Source organism: Frankia sp. CeTa3Moorea, assembly GCF_978021225.1.
The window spans coordinates 39716-56592 of sequence record NZ_CDXDOR010000006.1; the positions used below are offsets into that span (position 1 = coordinate 39716).

Here is a 16877-nt window from a genome sequence, read left to right on the forward strand (position 1 = left end):
CGCCGCGGGGCGGCACGGCGACGACCCGCGTCTACGAACTGACGCACGCCGACGGGCAGGTCGACGAGCAGCCGTCCGAGGTGTCACAGCCCTCGCTCGCCACGCACGTGCTGTCATCGACGATGGTGATCGGCAGGTCGAACCAGTCAGCCGGCGTCGCACCCGATGGGCCGACCTCCTGCACGATGGACATCCACGTCTCCTCTCAGTGCCGTTCCCCGGCGCACCTGCCGACCCCCGCGCGCCATGCGAAGGGCGTGCGTTCGCTTCGAGAAGCCACAGGGCCGAGGGTTACCATGCCGGCCTTCGGCGGTAACGAGAGGTAACAATGACTCACGCTCAGCGCGCGGTCATTCCCCAACCGGCGAAGTTTTGTCTTCGCACTTTGCCCGGCCCCTGACCTGGGCCGATGGCGTCCGCAGCGCCAGTATGTTCGGCCAGACACGCCGGGACACCCACCCAATTGTTCGTGGCACCGCCCGGCCGGAGCACGGCCGACCGCGCGACGATCACGGCTCGCGAGAAGCTCCGCGGCGGGCCCTCCTCGGACGGACGGCGACTTGTGATCCTGTTCCCGCTTCTCGGTGGGCTGCCTCGTCTGGTCCGACTCCACCGACGATGCGGCCGTTTCGATCCATCCGGCCCCTCTGTTCCGACCGTGAGCGGACGGCTACGGTGGCGACGGTTCGGTCGGTAGCGGAGAGGCGGCGGGCTTCGAGGCTGATCGGCATCGGGCTCAGGGAGGGGGCGCACCGGCATGGGCAGGACCAGTCGGCGGGTCGAGCAGGAGGAGCTGCGTGCCCGGATGCGTGCGGTGGGCATGGCGCACGATGAGATCGCTGTGGAGTTCGCCCGTCGCTACCGGCTGCGGCCTCGCGCCGCCCACCGGGTGGCGCGAGGTTGGACCCAGCAGCAGGCGGCCGGCCGCATCAACGCTCACCTTGCCCGCATCGGTCCGGACACGGATGGCGCCGCCTCGATGAGTGGCCCGTGGCTGTCGGAGTTGGAGAACTGGCCGCTGCCGGCCCGCCGTCGTCTCACCCCGCAGGTTCTCGCCGTGCTCGCCGAGGTCTACGGCACCGACATCCACCACCTGCTCGATCTTGACGATCGGGAGCATTTGACGGCCGACGACATGCTTCTCGTCAACCGCATGCGCAGACCCGCGCCACCGCCGTCCGCCACGTCCGCAGGGTTGGGGTTCGTCCCTGCCGCACGGGGTTTGCTGGACAACGGTCTGGTGGGCTCACCCGTCTCGTCCGTCCCCTCGGCGAGGGACCATCGACAGCAGGATTGCTATGGAAGCCTCCGCACAGGCACCTGGGGCGCCACGGCGCGGCTGGTGGCGGGCGGCGGCGGCAACGGGCCGGGGCTGGACGAGCCGGCAGCGGGATGGCTGGTGGAGAGGATGGTCGTCATGGCAGCTCGCGAGTCCGCCGACTTCGGCCGGACAGCTGGTGGCAGCAACGTGGGTCCCCTCGCCGTCGAGCAGTTCCACGCGGATCTGACCTGGCTGGCCACGCGCTACCCGCACCGCCCTGTGGCCCCGTCGTTCGCCGAGATCGTCGAGCTGCGTAACCACGCGTTCAGCCTGCTGGAAGATCGGCAGCGTCCGGCCGAGACCCGGGATCTGTACGTGATCGCGGGCGTGTTGTGCGGGATGCTGGCCAACGCCTCTTTCGACCTCGGCTACCTGCCTGCCGCGACGACGCAGGCCCGGACGGCGTTCCTGTGTGGGGAGCTGGCCGGGCACAACGGCCTGCGCTGCTGGGTCCGCGGCATGCAAAGCCTGATCGCCTACTGGCAGGGCAGGCTGCTTGAAGCCGTCGAGCTGGCCCGCGAGGGGTGGGAGTTCGTTCCCGAACACGGCACCGCCCGTGTACGGGCCGCAGCCCTGGAAGCCCGCGCCGCGGGCAAGCTCGGCGATGAAGCAACGGTGCAGGACGCGCTGAGACGAGCCGGACAGGCCCGCGACGAGATCATCGGTGAGGACGCGCCCGGCGGGATGTTGACCTTTCCCGAGTCCAAGCAGTTCTTCTACACCGCGTCCTCCTATCTGGGACTGCACGGCCGGACCGAAACCCTGCCCGCGGGCAGCTGGGCGGCCCGCGCCGAACAGGCCGCCAGGACCGCGATCGGCCTCTACGAGGCCGCACCCGTCGGTGAACAGCGGCTCGGGGAGCTGTCGCTGGCCCGGCTCGACCTGGCTGCCGCCCACCTGGAGCGCTCCGAACTCGACGGTGCCGCGCAGACGATCCGGACCGTGCTGGACGCCGCGACGCGCCGGCCCACCGACAGCGTCCTGCGCCGCCTCCGCCAACTCGCCACCGTCACTGACCGACCCCGATACCGGGACCTCCAGTCTGCCCAACACCTGCGGGAGGAGATCCTCGACATCTGCGCGACCGCCGCGCCGACAACGAGCCGTTCCCACGACTCTCACGCCGACGCCGAATGAGCCGGGCACAGCCGACGGTGGCGCTGCTGCACCCCGGGTCGATGGGCGCTGCTGTGGGCCAGCAGGCCACCGGAAAGGCGCGGGTGCTGTGGCTGCCGGAAGGCCGCAGCGCCGAGACGGCAGGCCGCGCGGGCGCCGCCGGATTGCAGCCCACGCCAGACATGGCCACCCTCGTCCACGACGCGGACGTGGTCATCTCGCTGTGTCCCCCGCAGTTCGCCGAGCGGATCGCCGCGGAGGTGCGGGCGGCCGGCTTCCACCGCGGTGTCTTCCTCGATGCCAACGCGCTCACTCCCGAGCGGATGACGGCGATCGGCGACCTGTTCACGGACACCGCGGTCCGGGTCGTAGACGGCTCGATCATCGGCCCTCCGCCTACCCGGTCGGGGACGACCCGGCTCTACCTCGCGGGCGCGCCCGCGGACACCGCCACCGTGATGGACCTGTTCACCGGCTCTGGCCTGGACGTCCTCACGATCTCCGAACAGATCGGTGCCGCGTCGGCGCTGAAGACCGCGCAGGCGGTGTTCCAAAAGGCCAGCCGCGCCCTCGCGGGGCTCGCGCACGCCCTCGCCGACCACTACGGCGTCGCCGACGTCCTGACCGCTGAGGGGCAGCGCTACCACCGGCCGATCCTCGCCGAACCCGACTTCCTGCCCACCGTCGCCGCCCGTGCGTGGCGCTGGTCGCCAGAGATGGCCGAGGCCGCCACCGCCCTGCACGCCGCCGGCCTGCCCGACACCATGATCCGCGGCGCCGAAGAGATCTTCGACGCCTGGGCGGCCCACCGCGACGCCCCGCCCGACGAGATCGAAACGCTCTTCGCCGGCCTGCGCCGGCCGGCCGAGCAGGAGGCAAAGGACAGCTCCGACCGCGGTGAGCATGCCGCCGCTGTGACTCCGTCCGGCCAGACCCAGCGGTTCGCGGGACAGGCCGTGCGCGGCGGCGGGGATAGGCAGAGCGTCTGATGGCCAGGGCCAGCCTGCGTGCGGAACAGAGCGATCTGCGTAGCCGCATGCGCGAACGCGGTATGAGCCACGAGGAGATCGCGGCGGAGTTCGCCCGCCGGTACAAGCTGCGGCCTCGGGCGGCCTACCGGCATGCGTTCGGCTGGACCTTGACGCAGGCAGCAGACCGGATCAACGCCTATGCCGCCGAACAGGGTCTCGATGACACGGGCAGGGCGCCGATGACCGAGTCGCGTCTGTGCGAGCTGGAGAACTTCCCGACCTCGACACGGGTACGACGGCTGACACCGCAGGTCCTCGCATTGCTCGCCGGCGTCTACGGCACCGACATCCACGCGCTGGTGGACCTGGGGGACCGCGAGCACCTCACCCCGCCGGACCAGCTTCTGCTCAACAGCGTGCGCCCTCCCACGCCGAAGCCCCCCCCGCTCCGCCGGCGACGCGGTACCTGTGCTGCCCCTGGACGAGTCCGCTGAGGAACGATCAGTGTCCCGGTCTCGATCCGCTGTCCAGCCCTGGCCTGCGTCTCTGTCCGGCCTGGCGCTGTCCGGTGAGGAGGGGCATGTCGGCGAGCGGCTTGGCTACGTCGGCGAGCATCCCCGAGGCGTCGACCTGGTGGCGATCGCGATGCTGCGGCAGCGGGTCGACGATCTCGATGTCCAGTACGACCGGACACCGTCAGCGTCGCTGCTGCCTGAGGCGAGCCAGCTGTTCGCCCTGGCTGGCTACCTGCGGTCGCAGGCACCGACCCCGCGGCTGCGCCGCGAGCTGCTGACCGTCGAAGCCGAAGCGGCGATCCTCATGGGTCAGCTCGTCTGGGATGCCTCCCAGCGGCGTGACCACCGCCAGGCCCGGGTCTACCTGGACCGGGCCGCTGCTGCCGGGCGGGAGCTGCGGAATCCGATCGCCGAGGGACTCGCGCTCCTGCGCTCCACGATCACCGCCCTGTACGGTGAGCGCTCCTCGGAGGCCGCGCTGGATCTCGCGCACCGGTGCATCGCCGTGACGAACGGCGCCAGTGAGGTGCTCGCCGGGCTTGCCCTGCTGCACGCCGCCGAAGCGCACGCGATGGTCGGCCGCGCCAGGGAATGCGAGGAGCTGCTTGGCCAGGCTGACCAGGCCCTCGCCCGTGTCGATGGCGCAGACGAGGCGTTCCACCTGTACTCGCCCGGTCACATCCCGCGCATGGCTGGCTCCTGCTACCTGTTCCTCGACCGGCCGAAGGAAGCCGAGAGACTGCTCGAACACGTCGGCTCCTCGGCGCGGGAGCCCGCGAAAGCGGACGCGATCGCCCTGGGCAATCTCGCGCTCGCCCGGATTCGCCAGCGGAAACCAGACGAAGCCGGCCAGGCGTTCGACCAGGCCCTCGACGTGGTCAGCCGGACCTGGGGCGGAGGCGGCATCACGATGGCCTTCACCATCGGCCGGGAACTCAAGCCCTGGCGCCATGTGCCGACCGTCCGCGACGCCTGCGACCGTCTCCTCGACGTCATGGCACCCGCCACCGAGCCGGCACCGTGAGCCCCGACATCCTCGGCGCCAAGCAGCAGGTCCGTGAACGTGTCTGGGCGCTGCTGGCACGCGAGCACGCGGCGCCGCCCGACGTCCACGGCTACATTCCCGCGTTCGCCGGCGCTGAGCAGGCCGCCGAGCTCCTGGCAGCGCTGCCCGCCTGGGCGTCGGCACGGGTCGTGAAAGCCGTCCCGGACCGGGCCCAGCAGCCCGTCCGGGCCCGCGCCCTGCGCGACAGGAAGACCGTCTACATGGCGGTGCCGAAGCTGGCCGAACCGCTGCCGTTCCGCCACCTCGACCCGACGACCCTGCCCGTTCCGCCCGACCAGGCCGCCTCCCGGCACGTCGCCGCCACCGTCGCCCGTCCGGTCGGCCTGGACGACATGCAGCCTGTCGATCTGGTGGTGTGCGGCAGCGTCGCCGTGAACCGCCACGGCACACGGCTGGGCAAGGGAGCCGGATACGCCGACATCGAGTTCGCCCTTCTGCGCGAGACCGGCCTCATCGCAGCCACGACCGTCATCGCGACGACCGTGCACGACCTTCAGGTCGTCGACGACGACCTACCGGAAACCCGCCACGACTTCAGCGTCGACTTCGTCGTCACCCCCACGCAGGTCATCACCTGCGGGCCGGCGCGCCGCCCGGAGGGCCTGTACTGGGACGACCTCGACGAGGAAACCGTATCCGCGATCCCCGTCCTCGCAGCCCGCCGGCCTTACAAAGGCACCTGATGGCAACACCGGGCAGCGACGGGGCCGACGCGGTCGCTGTCTCCCGTCCGGCGCCGACGACGCTGCGGATCGCCGCCGTGCTCTCACCCGTCCCTCACCGGAGCGTCGTCCAGCCGGTCGGACGCTCAAGCGGTGGGACGACGCCCGCGGCTGGCACGAGATGTGCGGTGTGCTCGGGCACGGTGGGCTGGTGGTGGCTGAGCCAGCGGCGGACCTGGGCGCTCAGCTGCTCGCCGAGGTCTGGGTGGGTCGCGGTGACGGTGCCGGTGGTGTGTGCCCACGCGACGTGCTGGTCAGGGGTGTGCAGGGCGAGCTGGCCGGCGCCCGCGGGGAAGGTGTCGTCGTCCATCCACGCCCGGGTGATCCGGGTGTCACCGGTGGCGAGGTGGAACCACAGGTCGTGGTAGGTCGGCGGGTCAAGGGGGCCGGCGAGGCTGGCCGAGAAGACCAACGGCCGGGTGGGGACCGGGCGGACGGGGTTGCGGCCGATCAGCTGGTCGGGGCGCAGCGGCCCGGCGGCGGGCATGAAGTCACCGCCGATACAGCCGGCGACTCGACCGTCACGGCCGATGGTCATGAGTGGGTGGATGCCGCCGTGGAGCAGGGGGGCGAGCATGAGGCCGGTGTCGGTGAGCTGGTCGAGCCAGCCGGGTGGGATACCGGCGATGCCGCAGGTGACGACGATCCGGTCGAAGGGGCCGTGGTCGGGAGCGCCGTGGTACCCGTCGGCTTCGAGGACCGTGATCTGCTCGTGCAGGCCGAGGCGACGCAGCGAGGCAGTGGCCTCGGCTGCGGTGGCCGGGTGTGCTTCGACGGTGACGACGCCGGCCTGGGTGAGGTGGGCGAGCAGGGCGGCGTTGTAGCCGGTGCCAGCGCCGATCTCCAGGACCCGCTGTCCGGGCTGAAGATGCAGCGCTTCGAGCATCTTCGCCATGATCGTCGGTGCGGAGGACGAGGACGGGATGCCCGCGGTACGGGTGACCAGGGCCTGCTGGCTGTAGATAGCGTCGAGCACGGCCGGGGCCGGCGTGGTGTCGTGCGTGAGGGTGATCGTCTGTCCGGCGTGTTGGAAGTGGGTCAGGCACAGGTCCCGGCGGATGGTGGCGAACGCGGCGTGCACCGGGTCGGTACGGATAGCGCCGCCCACTCTCAGCGCGTCGGCGTAGTCGGCGACGCGAGTGGCCAGCGGCGAGGCGGTCGGGGTGGTGGGCACGCGCACGGTTCCTTCCGGGTCCATGGTGAGGATGGGCTGGTACAGCAGGCCGGGATCGACCGGTTCTGCCACCGGCGCTCCAGCGGCTCCCGATCGACGATCGCCCCGAGAGTCGCTACGTGGGGGAGCCCTTTTGAGACGATTGCGCCATGCGTCTGCTGCTTCTGGGAGGAACCTGGTTCGTCGGCCGTGTCCTGGCCGAGGAGGCGGTTGGCCGTGGCTGGGCGGTCACGACGTTCAACCGGGGTAGGTCCGGACCTGATGTCGCAGGGGTCCACCCGTTGCGAGGCGACCGAACCAACGCCCAGGATCTTGATCGCCTCGCTGTGGAGGGACCGTGGGATGCCGTGGTGGATGTCGGCGGCGCGGAGCCCCGTTTGGTCGGCCTTGCTGCGCAGGTTCTCGGTGAGCAGGCCCGTCGGTATGTGTTTGTGTCGACCGTCTCGGTGTATCGAGACTGGCCCGCGTTCGCTGTCGACGAGTCCTCGCCGCTGCATCCGGGAGATCCCGATCTGGTGGTGGAAGATCCTCGCTGGGACGCGGGGCGCTACGGTCCCCACAAGGCTGGGTGCGAGGCCGCGGTCCGACGGAGCGTTTCCCCTGACCAGGCGGTCATCGTGCGGCCGGGTGTCGTGCTCGGCCCGCATGAGTACGTCGGACGGCTGCCGTGGTGGCTTCGCCGGATGGCGCGCGGCGGGCCGGTGCTGGCCCCGGCGCCCGCCGGCAGGCTCATCCAGCCGGTGGACGCACGCGACCTCGCGGCGTTTCTGCTCGACCTGGTCGGACGGTCGGCCAGCGGGATCTTCAACGTTGCGGCGCCCGCCGGCCACGCAACCTACGGCAGCATGTTGGACGCGTGCATCGCGGCGACGCGGGACGTCCGAGGCGCAGGCGAGGTCGAGGTCGTCTGGGCGGACCCCGGCTGGCTGGTCGAGCAGGGTGTGCGCCAGTGGACGGAGATCCCGCTGTGGCGGGTGCCTCCCGGGACGTGGCAGCTGGACGCGCGCCGGGCAGCGGCGGCGGGTCTGCGCTGCCGGCCGATCGAGGACACGGTCCTGGACACGTGGGCGTGGCTGGCGGCCGGCGGCGCGCCGGTCCGACACGAGCGTCAGGACGAGCACGGTATCGACCCCGACCGGGAGCGCCGCCTCCTCGACCTGTGGGAGCTGCGGTCAGACGCCACCGCCGGCGAGAAGCGACGGGTGTGAGGTACCTGGGGGCAGCATGGCGGTCGCCGACTCGCGCACGAAATGTTCGATCTGGTCGTCGAGTTGCTCGGCGTCGGTGGAGCCGCGGTAGCGTGGCTGGCTCAATGACCGGCGCAACCGGTGAAGCCTTCCCGTCAGGCGCCCCGTACGTTGCTCGGACGGCAGCGCGAGCACGGGGACGAGGGCGTCGTGTGCCCCGTCGAGGTTGCCGCCCAGTGTTCGGGCGACGATCAGATCGATCCGGGCACCGTGCTCACCGGGTGTCCACCGGTCGGTGACCGGAATCGCGGTGAACAGGTCGATCGCCTGGGACGCCGCGTGCTCAGCCTGGTCGAGCTGGCCCAGGGCGAGATGTGTTGCCGCGGCGCTGAGGAGCCGGCGTTCCTCGCCGAACGAGAACTCGCCACCCACACTGTCGAGAAGATCGTCCGATGCGTCTGTCTCGGCGGTGTTCTGGGCAGCGGCCAGCGCGGTCATCGCCTCGTCCGTGGCTCCGATCATCGCGTAGGATCGGGCCTGCACGGCGTGCAGGCGAACCTTTCCGGACCCGGGTCTGGCGTGGTCAAGGCCCGTGGTCGTCAGCCGTATCCCTTCTCGGGGGCGGTCGGACCAGAAGGCGATGGTGGCCTGGACGGCGCGGGCCCACGAGCGCAGCCCGTCATCGTCGACAATCTGTCCGTAGGCCCAGGCTGCGCGGGCGTTCTCGACGCCGGCATCGGGAAACCCGAGGTCGAGACTGACGATGCCGAGCAGGCCGCAGAGCTGCCCGGCGAACATGTAGAGGTCGTCGAGCTGCCGTGGGCGTTTCGTCTGCTCCAGCAGCGCGTACACGGTGTTCCGGGTCTTGGCCAGTTCGGTGAACATCTGGAAGGGAGGGGTGGTGTTGTAGGTGTGCGCGAGCCGGCGGACATCGTCGGCGAGCTGTTCGACAGAGCTGGTATCGAGACTTCTGGCCGCCGCGAACATCGCGTGCTCCCCCGACTCCTTGGCAGCCGACATGACACGCTCCATTTCTACCGGTACATAGGGTATTGATGTGTGCTCGATCCCACCCGGCTGCAACCCTCCGGCCGCAGGTACGGACAACGTCGCAGGGTAGGAATGCGTGGTCACACGGATTCGGGCGGACGTGTGCTGGATCTGACCAGTCTGGCTAAGAATGAGATGGTCTGCGGGTGTGAGGTGTTCGCGGTCGTCGAGGTCGATCAGGTTGTGAATGCTGGTGTCGTAGACCTCGGCGAGCAGGACGAGAAGCTGGGGGGTGGGTCGGCGGCGGTTGTTCGGCAGCGGCCAGTTCTCCAGCTCCGACAACCGTGGAGCGGTCATCGGGGCGGCGCCTTGGGGGTCGAGGCCGGCGCGGGCGGCGTGGGCGTTGATGTGGTTCGCGGCCTGCGCCTGGGTCCAACCGTGCGCGACGCGGTGGGCTGCCCGGGGGCGCAGCTGGTAGCGGCGGGCGAACTCGATCGCGATCTCGTCGTGCGACATGCCCACCGCGCGCATCCGCGCCCGCAACTCATCCTGCTCCACCCGCAGACTGCGTCTATTCATGCCGCATCCCCTTCCAGACCTGGCCCGCAGACCGGCGCCGGTCCGCCGTTCCAGGAACAGAAGATCACCTCGATGATCCACCAGCGTCGGGTCAGAGTCGATGGCGCATCTGTCGTCCAGGACGCTGCCAGCTCCACGAGACAGACAGGCCGCCATAATGATCACGTGGCCCGGTGGTGCAGGTCATTCCCCCTGCCACGAACATGTTCTTCGGCTGCCGAGAGGACGCTGAGCTGCGGAAATGGCGCGAGGCGGTGCGATCTGTTCGGCGCCAGGCGGTGTGTCAGTTCGCGCGCGGCAGGCCGAAGATCCGGACATACACGAGCTCGTCACCGTTGCCGTCAGGCAACGGGAGAGCGGTTGCGCGGTGATGGACGCGGCGTGCGGGGCGTCTACCGAGCCGGTCTGCACTCGTGGATGCCACTGCTCGGTTGGGTCAGCGCCGCCGTACCGCGGGTGGAAGATCATGGCGGCGGTGTCGACCTGGTGGCGGGCCTCGTCGAGGTCCCGGCCGTGCTGTGCCGCCTGGTCGTAGGCGTCCAGGGCGGAGCACAGGTCGGACCATTCCGGAGCTGTCGGGTCGACGGGTGGTGTGAAGGCGGCGAGCAGGTCCGCCAGCCGCTCGGCCGGGAGCAGGTCACGCGTCCTGGCTAGCAGGACGATCGGGCGGAGCGCGGGTGGCACGTGTGGCGGTCAGATGGCATAGGGGCCGGTTTCGTCATCGGAGGTCTGTGTGGCCGTGGTGACGCTTCGCCGCCGGAGGCCACGCCGTCGTGCCGGGACCGACCGTGACCAGCGAGGGGCAGTCCGCCGAGGCTGTCGCCGTCTGAGCTGGCCGATCCATCGGCGGGATTGCTGCGGGCGTGGCGCGCGGGGCCGGCGGGCAGCGGTGACGCTGTCTGCGTCGCTATGCGGACCCGTCGTCGATCGGCGACTGATGTTCTTGAACGTCGCGTGCCGCGGCGACAGCCTGGGTGAGGGCGGCGGTGAGGGTGGCGGCTTCGTCCAGGGTGAGTGCTTCGCTGTCGGGGTCTTCGCCGCGGCCGAGGGAGATCATCGGAGGGTGGATGGTCTTGGCGGTGATGTACTGCTCGATGGACACCTGGAGAACGGTCGCGTCGCGTAGCCCGGGAATTCCTGGCAGGTCAATCTGGGTGAACTCGGAGACGTGGTAGTCGCCGGGACCGGCGGGTTCGACGTGCAGGTGGCCGGCGGGCTGCTCGCACCAGGGCGGGCAGGAACGGTCCGCGGGGTCGGTCATGGGGCCTCCCGTCTAGGTCGGTCGGATGTGGCGGTCGGAGCGGGTGGGTTTGGTGGGCGGTGCCTGGCCGTCGAGGTTGCGCAGGCCGTCGCGGACCCGTTGCAGCAGCGCGAGGTCGAAGACGTCCGGGGTCGCCATGGTCTCGGCGTGGGCGGCGAATCGTTCACGTCGCGGTAGCTCGTCGGTCGGGGCGGTCGAGACGCGCTGCGGGAGTGGGGTGTTGTGGGGCAGGGCTGCCCAGACGACCTTGCCCTTCCTCTGGTAACTGCCGTCGGCGGTGCGGACCCGGGCCAGGTAGTACCCGGTGCGCCGGGTCAGCGCGGCGACCAGGTACAGGCCGCGGCCGTCCTCGGCGTCAGGGTCGGCGGGTCGGCGGGTCGGGTGGCCTGGTCCGCCGTCCCAGACCTCGACGATCACATGGTTGTCGCTGTAGGTCAGGCGCATCGCAATCTGCGACGTCAGGTCGCCGGCGCCGCGCAGGCTCGCGGCGAGCGCGTTGGTAACCAGTTCCGACGTCACCAGGGTGGCCGGGTCGATCAAACGGCCCAGGTTCCACCGGTGGAGTTGCGTGGTGACGTCGTGGCGGGCGGCGCTGGCGGACTGCGGGCTGGTCGGGTAGTGCCAGACGCGGTGCGGTAGCAGGTGGACGGCTGGTTCGGGCGTGGCGGACGGGGCGGTGGCTACGGCGGTGGTCATGCGGCTCTCCTGGCTGCGGGGATCTGGGCTGACCTCGCCGTCGCGTCGCGGGTACGTGGGCCGTTGGGACGTGATGCGGTTGCCCGCGGCCCGCGACGACACGGCTGCGCGGCCGGCGCTGTCAGAGGTGGATGGGGCGGGGGCCGTGTCATGCACGAGCGTGAGGTTGTTCTCGGCGAGCATCACGATGCGGCACGGCCAGGCGCACCCGCACTCCTCGCACGCCCCATTCCGCTGGAGGTGCCGGTCGAGGTGGCGGACCGCCGTGCCGCGCAGCAGGTCGAACGCGCGCTCCGGCGAGCAAGGGCCGGCCTCGGGCGGCTGCGGGTCCGCCTGCTGACCGAGGGCGACCGCTGGGTCCGTGGACGGGCCGGGGGTAGCGAGGACCTGCGGGGACCGGGAGGCGGAGGTGGGGGCAGGCGGCGGCGGGCAGGCCGGCTGTGATCGGCTGCCCGGTGCCCGGGTGAGGGTGATGGCCATGGACGTGCACCTTCGGTCTGCGAACAGGAGAGGGATCAGCGTGCTGCGGCCGGCTGCGCCGGTTGGTCAGCCGGGCTGTCGGCAAGCGCGGCGAGGGCGGCGTTCAGCGCCGGGGCGGCGCCGCGGCGGCGCAGCTCGCGGGTGAGCACGCCGAGGACGGCCAGCGCCGGGCGCGGCCGGGCCAGCAGATCGGCCACGGCCGGGTCGAGCGGCACGGCAGCCGCGGGCAGCGTCAGCGCGGTGACAACCTGGTCATAGACGGTGGCCGCCCAGACGGTCAGGACAGCGAACAGCCAGCCCCTCCACTGATCCCGGCAGGCGGCCAGCCGGCCGGACAGCCACGCCTCGACACCTTCCATCAGTTCCGCCCGGACCGGCGGCGGGCGGCCAATGGCCAGCAGATGCAGATGGCCGAGCAGTGTTCCGGCGTCCACGAGATCCCCACCGGGTTCGAGCGCGGGTGACACCAGCACCGCCCGCGGCGATCCGTCGGGATACAGCACGCCGCTCGGGCAGAGACTTCCGAAGGCGATGCCGGTGCGGGTGAACGCTGCCGGGTCCAGCTGGGCGGTCAGCCGGCCGAGCCGCGCCGACAGGCTCCCCAGCAGCGCCCGTAGCTCCCCGGCATCACCGGCCGACGCTCGTTCGGCGTGGAGGTGCTCTGCCGAGCGGCTCACCGCCTCGGCGACGACCCGAGGCAGAGGCCGGCCGCGGGCGGGCGCCGCGGCCTGTCGCAGCTGCCCGGCGGGGTCGCGGTGCAGCTCGCTCAGGTCGTCCATCAGCGCCGTCACCATCTCGGTGAGCACCGCCGGCCGGGTCTGGAGCCGGCCGGCCAGGCTGGGGCCGCTCACCCAGGGGGTGAACATCACCCCCTTCGCCGTCGCGGTCGGGGCGGCCACCCGCACACGGGAGTAGGTCGCCAGCGCCGTGAGCTGCTCGGCCTCGCGCAGCGTCGCGTTCGCCGGCCCCCCGTCGCCGTCGGCCAGCACGGTGGCCAGATCGCCGTGGTCGCCGCGCGCAAGGCTCGACAGCGCCGCGCCTGCCGGGCGGACCGTCGCGCGCAGCGTCTCCTCGCCGATCCGGACCTGCCGATACAGCGCCCCGCCTGCGGTGGCCATCGCTCCGAACGTGACGCCGGCCTGCGGCCACAGATGCCCGGTCGCAGCGGCGATCCATCCCTCGACGTAGCTGACAAGATCGTGGACGTCGTCGCTTTGCCAGCAGGTCAGGCAGCCCGAGAACGGGCTCACCGCAGGCGCCCGACACCGGCGTAGACCGGCAGCCGACCCTCCAGCGCCGTGCGACGGCGCGTCCGGTCCTGCTCCCAGCCCGGCAGCAGGACCAGACCGGGCTCGACCAGCGCGCGGTCGTCGAAGAACGCCAACACCTGCTCACGGCTGCGCAGCTGGAACGGCGCGGTCGTGCGCCGGTACACCTCGGCCGCCTCAATGACGTCCTGGGACTGGCCGTCACCGGTGGCATGGGTCAGGACCAGGTAGCTGCCCGCCGGCAGAGCGTCCCGCAGCTGCGCAACCAGGTGCTGCGGGCCGGTGTCCTCGGGGAAGAAATGCAGGATCGCGACCAGCAGCAGCGCCACCGGCTGCCCCAGGCCCAGCAGCCGGGACACCTCCGGGTGGCCCAGGATCTCACCGGGCCGGGCCAGATCCGCTTCCACGGCCACCGCCGCCGGGTTGGGCGCGAGCAGGATCTGACTGTGCGCCACCGCGACCGGGTCGTTGTCCACGTAGACGACCTCGGCGTCCGGGGCCACCTGCTGAGCGGCCTCATGGACATTACCCATCGTCGGCATCCCCGACCCGATATCGAGGAACTGGCGGATACCGACCTCACCGGCGAGGTAACGGACCGCCTCGCCCAGGAACAGCCGGTTGGCGCGGGCGGTGTCACGGATCTGCGGCCACGTCTGCTGCACCTTCGCCGCGGCCTCCCGGTCAGCCGGGAAGTTGTGCGCACCGCCTAGGAAGTAGTCGTAGACCCGAGCCACGTTCGGACCTTCGGCCGCCACCGGAGCGGCGCCGTCCGCGCCCATCAGGATCGCGCCCGCGGCCAGCGCGCCGTCGTGACGACGCCGCCGTGCGGCCGGCACAGCCCACCTGACCGGCCGGCCGAGCCGGTCCCGGGACTGGAGGGGTGGTCATGGCGCGTCGCACCGACGATCCTCATCATGGGAACGGTCCTCACTGAGGGTAGGCAAAGCGGAACCGTTCCACCATCGGCCGAGCGGGGTCCAGCGGTCATCCCCCGCACCACGAAGAAGTCGTTCGCCCCTCCCGACCCAGCTTGAGCTGGGGAAACGCCCACGAAAGCGGCCGTCACTTCGGGCGGCACCAGCCCCTACTCCCCGGGATGTGATCAATTCACTACCGTGGAGGTGCCGGCGGAACCGCAAAGCGACACGCTGTTGTCGAGAAGATGCCTGATCGTGGCCACTCCCAGTCAGCGAGCCGATCAGGAGGAGTTGCGGGCGCGGATGCGCGCGGTGGGCATGTCCCACGGACGAGGTCCGAAACCGATCAACAGCCAGTCGACCCTCAGCCCAGCTAACCCATCCTCTCAACGATTGACCGGGAGTACCCCCACGACCGCTGCCATCGGACGCAGCGGTCGCGTGGGGCGCTCTTCGCCCTCGGCCAGTCCCAGAGCCACGCTCCAGGAGGAGACGAGCCGATGATCAAAGAAGCGACGTCGACTGTCTTCGTCTTCCGCGAGCACACGGGGACGGGCTGGCAGGTCGCGATGATCTGGCATCCACGGATGGGCGGATGGCTTCCGCCCGGTGGCCACATCGAGGCGAACGAGAACGCGGCCGAGGCCGCCGTTCGAGAAGTCGAGGAAGAAGTCGGGTGTCGGGTTCGGCTGGTAGCCGGTCCGACAACCCCGCTGCCCGAGGGCTTCCCCCACGTGCCCGTTGTCACGCCCTGGTGGGTCGTCGAAATGGCCGCGAGCCCCGACAGCCACACCACCAGCGAGCATCTCCATGTCGACCACGTCTTCGTCGCGCTCTGGGAGCGCCCGGCGCAGCGGGCGCAGACCGCGGTCCGATGGTTCGACAAACAGGAGCTCACCACTGAGGGCAACATCGCCGAGGACTCGCGTCTACAGGCGACGGCGCTGTTTGCCCGCCTCAGCGCGATCGGATACCTGAGTCAGGACTGACGATCCGGGAAACCAAAGCCAGCGGACACTCGCTCTGGACAGCTGATCCGGTCAGCCGATGCAGCGAAGCCACCCGCCCACGGCCACGGCCTGACCTTCTCGCGCCCGCGCGCAGGCCAGGCCCGCCAGGAGCGACGAGCCTTGGCGGGCTGGCGCGCAGTGGACCGCTGTCCGGGTGGTGAGAAATCCCGAAGAGCGGGATCTGCATTTGGGCCCGCGTTTCGACACGATCGCCGCTGCGGCCTCTGGGTGGCGGGTGGCGATCCACGTGTCTACCTCGGTCTGCCGGTGGAATAGCCGTCGGCGCGGCCCACGGCGGGGTCCTTTCTCTGGCCGCATTGGTCGATGCGCCCCTGTCTGATGTGGAAGGGGTGTCAGACTCGGGCCATGACCGCCTCGCTGCCGGACCCGCTGTCGCGGCTCGACGATGCGGCCGGAGCCGCGGCCCGCGAGTTGGAGCGCGTGTGCGAGCAGGTCGCCGCCGATCTGGTCGAGGCAGGCCGGGAGCCGCCGTTTGCCGTGTCGTCGGCGGATTTCGTCGGCGATCCCTGGCTGATCTGCGCCGACCGGTACTGGCGGCGCCGACTGCTCGCCGAGCCCACGGTCGAGGTCGCTGCCCGCTGCGCGCACTGGCTGGTCGACCACGCCGGCCCGCAGATCCGCACGGAGATCATCGAGCGGTGGGCGCTGGGCTACGCCTTCCTCACCAGGGACACCGTCGAGGCGCGCGCCGACCTCGACCTGGCCACCGGCCGCATCCTCCAGACCTTCCACGGCTCCGCCGACGTGGCCTACTTCGTGTTGCTGTACTACGCCGGCAAGCTCCGGTCGAACTTCTGGTTCGAGGACCTGGACCGGTTTCTGGACTCGTCGCTGCTGGCTCTCGCCGCAGACCAGCACCGCGCCGAGCCGCTGACCACAGCGCTGCGTGCGTTCGCCCGGTTCGGCATGCGCGACCCCGACCGCGGGATGACGCTACTCACCGCTGCGTGGACCGCCACGCCGCAGCGCCGGGAGATCATCGACGTCTGCCTGCACGCCCTCGACGTCGGTGCCCCGAGTCCCGCGCAGAACGAGCGGCTATGCCGGTACGCAGCCGAGGCGACCACGGCGAGCCCGACCGCGCATCTGTGGTGGTATCGCTACGCCCGCGGCCAACGCCGCTGCCGCGATCTCGACGGCGCGCTGGTGTCCATCGAGAAGGCGCTCATCTGTCTGCCGGCGCAGGGCAGCCGGATCGCCCACGAACACCTCCAGGAGCGCTACCTGCACGAACGCGACCTGATCACGGCGATGATGGCGGTGCGGGTGGAGACCGGATCTCCTCGGAAAGAGCCCTCGGCGTGGATACCCGTCCTGATCACTGCGTTCGTGGGCGGCGTGCTGGCGGCGACGGCGGCCGTCGCGACCGGGCTGACGATGCCCTCGCCGCTCGGCGACAGAATCGGACGCGTGACGCTGCTCGGCGCCAGCCTGCTGCTGTTCACCGCGGCCCTCAGCACGCTGCTGCGAACGTGGCGACGCATCGCGCGCTGACGGTCGCAACGCGTCCACCGCTCCTCCACGCCACCGCCCGGAGGCTCCCCGCGGGCACACGGGGTCAACGCTGACCGGCCACAGGT

The 16877-nt window shown here is 71.0% G+C and carries 16 protein-coding genes; 8 read left to right on the top strand and 8 right to left on the bottom strand.

The window, feature by feature from the left end:
- Positions 1 to 31: 31 nt before the first annotated feature.
- Complete coding sequence (locus AC08OV_RS02475) at positions 32 to 193, bottom strand: FxLD family lanthipeptide (protein WP_476619219.1); 162 nt, start codon at positions 191 to 193, stop codon at positions 32 to 34.
- 564 nt (positions 194 to 757) lie between these two features.
- Here AC08OV_RS02475 and AC08OV_RS02480 point away from each other — a divergent pair.
- Genes AC08OV_RS02480 through AC08OV_RS02500 form a run of 5 tightly spaced genes read left to right on the top strand, consistent with a single transcriptional unit; the run spans position 758 to position 5672 of the window.
- Positions 758 to 2458, top strand: coding sequence for a helix-turn-helix domain-containing protein (locus AC08OV_RS02480; RefSeq protein ID WP_476619220.1), 1701 nt, complete (start codon positions 758 to 760; stop codon positions 2456 to 2458).
- On the top strand, positions 2455 to 3426 hold the full coding sequence (locus AC08OV_RS02485; RefSeq protein ID WP_476619221.1) for a DUF1932 domain-containing protein: 972 nt from the start codon (positions 2455 to 2457) through the stop codon (positions 3424 to 3426). Before AC08OV_RS02480 ends, AC08OV_RS02485 begins: the two co-directional genes overlap by 4 nt.
- Positions 3426 to 3902 (top strand): hypothetical protein, encoded by a 477-nt coding sequence (locus tag AC08OV_RS02490; RefSeq protein WP_476619222.1) that lies wholly within the window; start codon positions 3426 to 3428, stop codon positions 3900 to 3902. The genes AC08OV_RS02485 and AC08OV_RS02490 overlap by 1 nt, the downstream gene beginning before the upstream one ends.
- A gap of 10 nt (positions 3903 to 3912) precedes the next feature.
- On the top strand, positions 3913 to 4947 hold the full coding sequence (locus tag AC08OV_RS02495; protein ID WP_476619223.1) for a hypothetical protein: 1035 nt from the start codon (positions 3913 to 3915) through the stop codon (positions 4945 to 4947).
- A complete protein-coding gene (locus AC08OV_RS02500) occupies positions 4944 to 5672 on the top strand; it encodes a 5-formyltetrahydrofolate cyclo-ligase (protein WP_476619224.1) in 729 nt (242 codons plus the stop codon). Before AC08OV_RS02495 ends, AC08OV_RS02500 begins: the two co-directional genes overlap by 4 nt.
- Positions 5673 to 5766: 94 nt before the next feature.
- Here AC08OV_RS02500 and AC08OV_RS02505 read toward each other — a convergent pair whose 3' ends face one another.
- Positions 5767 to 6957 (bottom strand): protein-L-isoaspartate O-methyltransferase family protein, encoded by a 1191-nt coding sequence (locus AC08OV_RS02505; RefSeq protein WP_476619225.1) that lies wholly within the window; start codon positions 6955 to 6957, stop codon positions 5767 to 5769.
- A gap of 77 nt (positions 6958 to 7034) precedes the next feature.
- Here AC08OV_RS02505 and AC08OV_RS02510 point away from each other — a divergent pair, with 77 nt between their 5' ends.
- On the top strand, positions 7035 to 8093 hold the full coding sequence (locus AC08OV_RS02510) for an NAD-dependent epimerase/dehydratase family protein (protein WP_476619226.1): 1059 nt from the start codon (positions 7035 to 7037) through the stop codon (positions 8091 to 8093).
- Here the strand turns inward: AC08OV_RS02510 and AC08OV_RS02515 are convergent.
- The 6 genes from AC08OV_RS02515 to AC08OV_RS02540 all read right to left on the bottom strand — a co-directional run bounded on the left by AC08OV_RS02515 (position 8058) and on the right by AC08OV_RS02540 (position 14185).
- Positions 8058 to 9641 (bottom strand): hypothetical protein, encoded by a 1584-nt coding sequence (locus AC08OV_RS02515; RefSeq protein WP_476619227.1) that lies wholly within the window; start codon positions 9639 to 9641, stop codon positions 8058 to 8060. The two genes, AC08OV_RS02510 and AC08OV_RS02515, sit on opposite strands and share 36 nt — an antisense overlap.
- Before the next feature lie 183 nt (positions 9642 to 9824).
- Positions 9825 to 10325, bottom strand: coding sequence for a hypothetical protein (locus tag AC08OV_RS02520; protein WP_476619228.1), 501 nt, complete (start codon positions 10323 to 10325; stop codon positions 9825 to 9827).
- 223 nt (positions 10326 to 10548) lie between these two features.
- Positions 10549 to 10902, bottom strand: coding sequence for a DUF6907 domain-containing protein (locus AC08OV_RS02525; protein ID WP_476619229.1), 354 nt, complete (start codon positions 10900 to 10902; stop codon positions 10549 to 10551).
- Positions 10903 to 10914: 12 nt separating this feature from the next.
- Positions 10915 to 12078, bottom strand: coding sequence for an ATP-binding protein (locus tag AC08OV_RS02530; RefSeq protein WP_476619230.1), 1164 nt, complete (start codon positions 12076 to 12078; stop codon positions 10915 to 10917).
- 35 nt (positions 12079 to 12113) lie between these two features.
- On the bottom strand, positions 12114 to 13328 hold the full coding sequence (locus AC08OV_RS02535; RefSeq protein ID WP_476619231.1) for a hypothetical protein: 1215 nt from the start codon (positions 13326 to 13328) through the stop codon (positions 12114 to 12116).
- Positions 13325 to 14185 carry an SAM-dependent methyltransferase gene (locus AC08OV_RS02540; RefSeq protein WP_476619232.1) on the bottom strand — a complete coding sequence of 287 codons (861 nt, stop codon included), beginning with the start codon at positions 14183 to 14185 and terminating at the stop codon, positions 13325 to 13327. The genes AC08OV_RS02535 and AC08OV_RS02540 overlap by 4 nt, the downstream gene beginning before the upstream one ends.
- A gap of 581 nt (positions 14186 to 14766) precedes the next feature.
- On the opposite strand from AC08OV_RS02540, the gene AC08OV_RS02545 reads away from it, so the two are divergent.
- Both AC08OV_RS02545 and AC08OV_RS02550 read left to right on the top strand, forming a co-directional pair.
- Complete coding sequence (locus AC08OV_RS02545; protein WP_476619233.1) at positions 14767 to 15255, top strand: NUDIX domain-containing protein; 489 nt, start codon at positions 14767 to 14769, stop codon at positions 15253 to 15255.
- Positions 15256 to 15642: 387 nt separating this feature from the next.
- Positions 15643 to 16791, top strand: coding sequence for a hypothetical protein (locus AC08OV_RS02550; protein WP_476619234.1), 1149 nt, complete (start codon positions 15643 to 15645; stop codon positions 16789 to 16791).
- Positions 16792 to 16877 lie beyond the last annotated feature (86 nt).

What these genes read in the sequence shown, in the direction of transcription:
- AC08OV_RS02475 (WP_476619219.1), bottom strand. Translation starts at nt 193, where the DNA reads ATGTCCATCGTGCAGGAGGTCGGCCCATCGGGTGCGACGCCGGCTGAC.
- AC08OV_RS02480 (WP_476619220.1), top strand. Translation starts at nt 758, where the DNA reads ATGGGCAGGACCAGTCGGCGGGTCGAGCAGGAGGAGCTGCGTGCCCGG.
- AC08OV_RS02485 (WP_476619221.1), top strand. Translation starts at nt 2,455, where the DNA reads ATGAGCCGGGCACAGCCGACGGTGGCGCTGCTGCACCCCGGGTCGATG.
- AC08OV_RS02490 (WP_476619222.1), top strand. Translation starts at nt 3,426, where the DNA reads ATGGCCAGGGCCAGCCTGCGTGCGGAACAGAGCGATCTGCGTAGCCGC.
- AC08OV_RS02510 (WP_476619226.1), top strand. Translation starts at nt 7,035, where the DNA reads ATGCGTCTGCTGCTTCTGGGAGGAACCTGGTTCGTCGGCCGTGTCCTG.
- AC08OV_RS02515 (WP_476619227.1), bottom strand. Translation starts at nt 9,641, where the DNA reads ATGAATAGACGCAGTCTGCGGGTGGAGCAGGATGAGTTGCGGGCGCGG.
- AC08OV_RS02525 (WP_476619229.1), bottom strand. Translation starts at nt 10,902, where the DNA reads ATGACCGACCCCGCGGACCGTTCCTGCCCGCCCTGGTGCGAGCAGCCC.
- AC08OV_RS02530 (WP_476619230.1), bottom strand. Translation starts at nt 12,078, where the DNA reads ATGGCCATCACCCTCACCCGGGCACCGGGCAGCCGATCACAGCCGGCC.
- AC08OV_RS02545 (WP_476619233.1), top strand. Translation starts at nt 14,767, where the DNA reads ATGATCAAAGAAGCGACGTCGACTGTCTTCGTCTTCCGCGAGCACACG.
- AC08OV_RS02550 (WP_476619234.1), top strand. Translation starts at nt 15,643, where the DNA reads ATGACCGCCTCGCTGCCGGACCCGCTGTCGCGGCTCGACGATGCGGCC.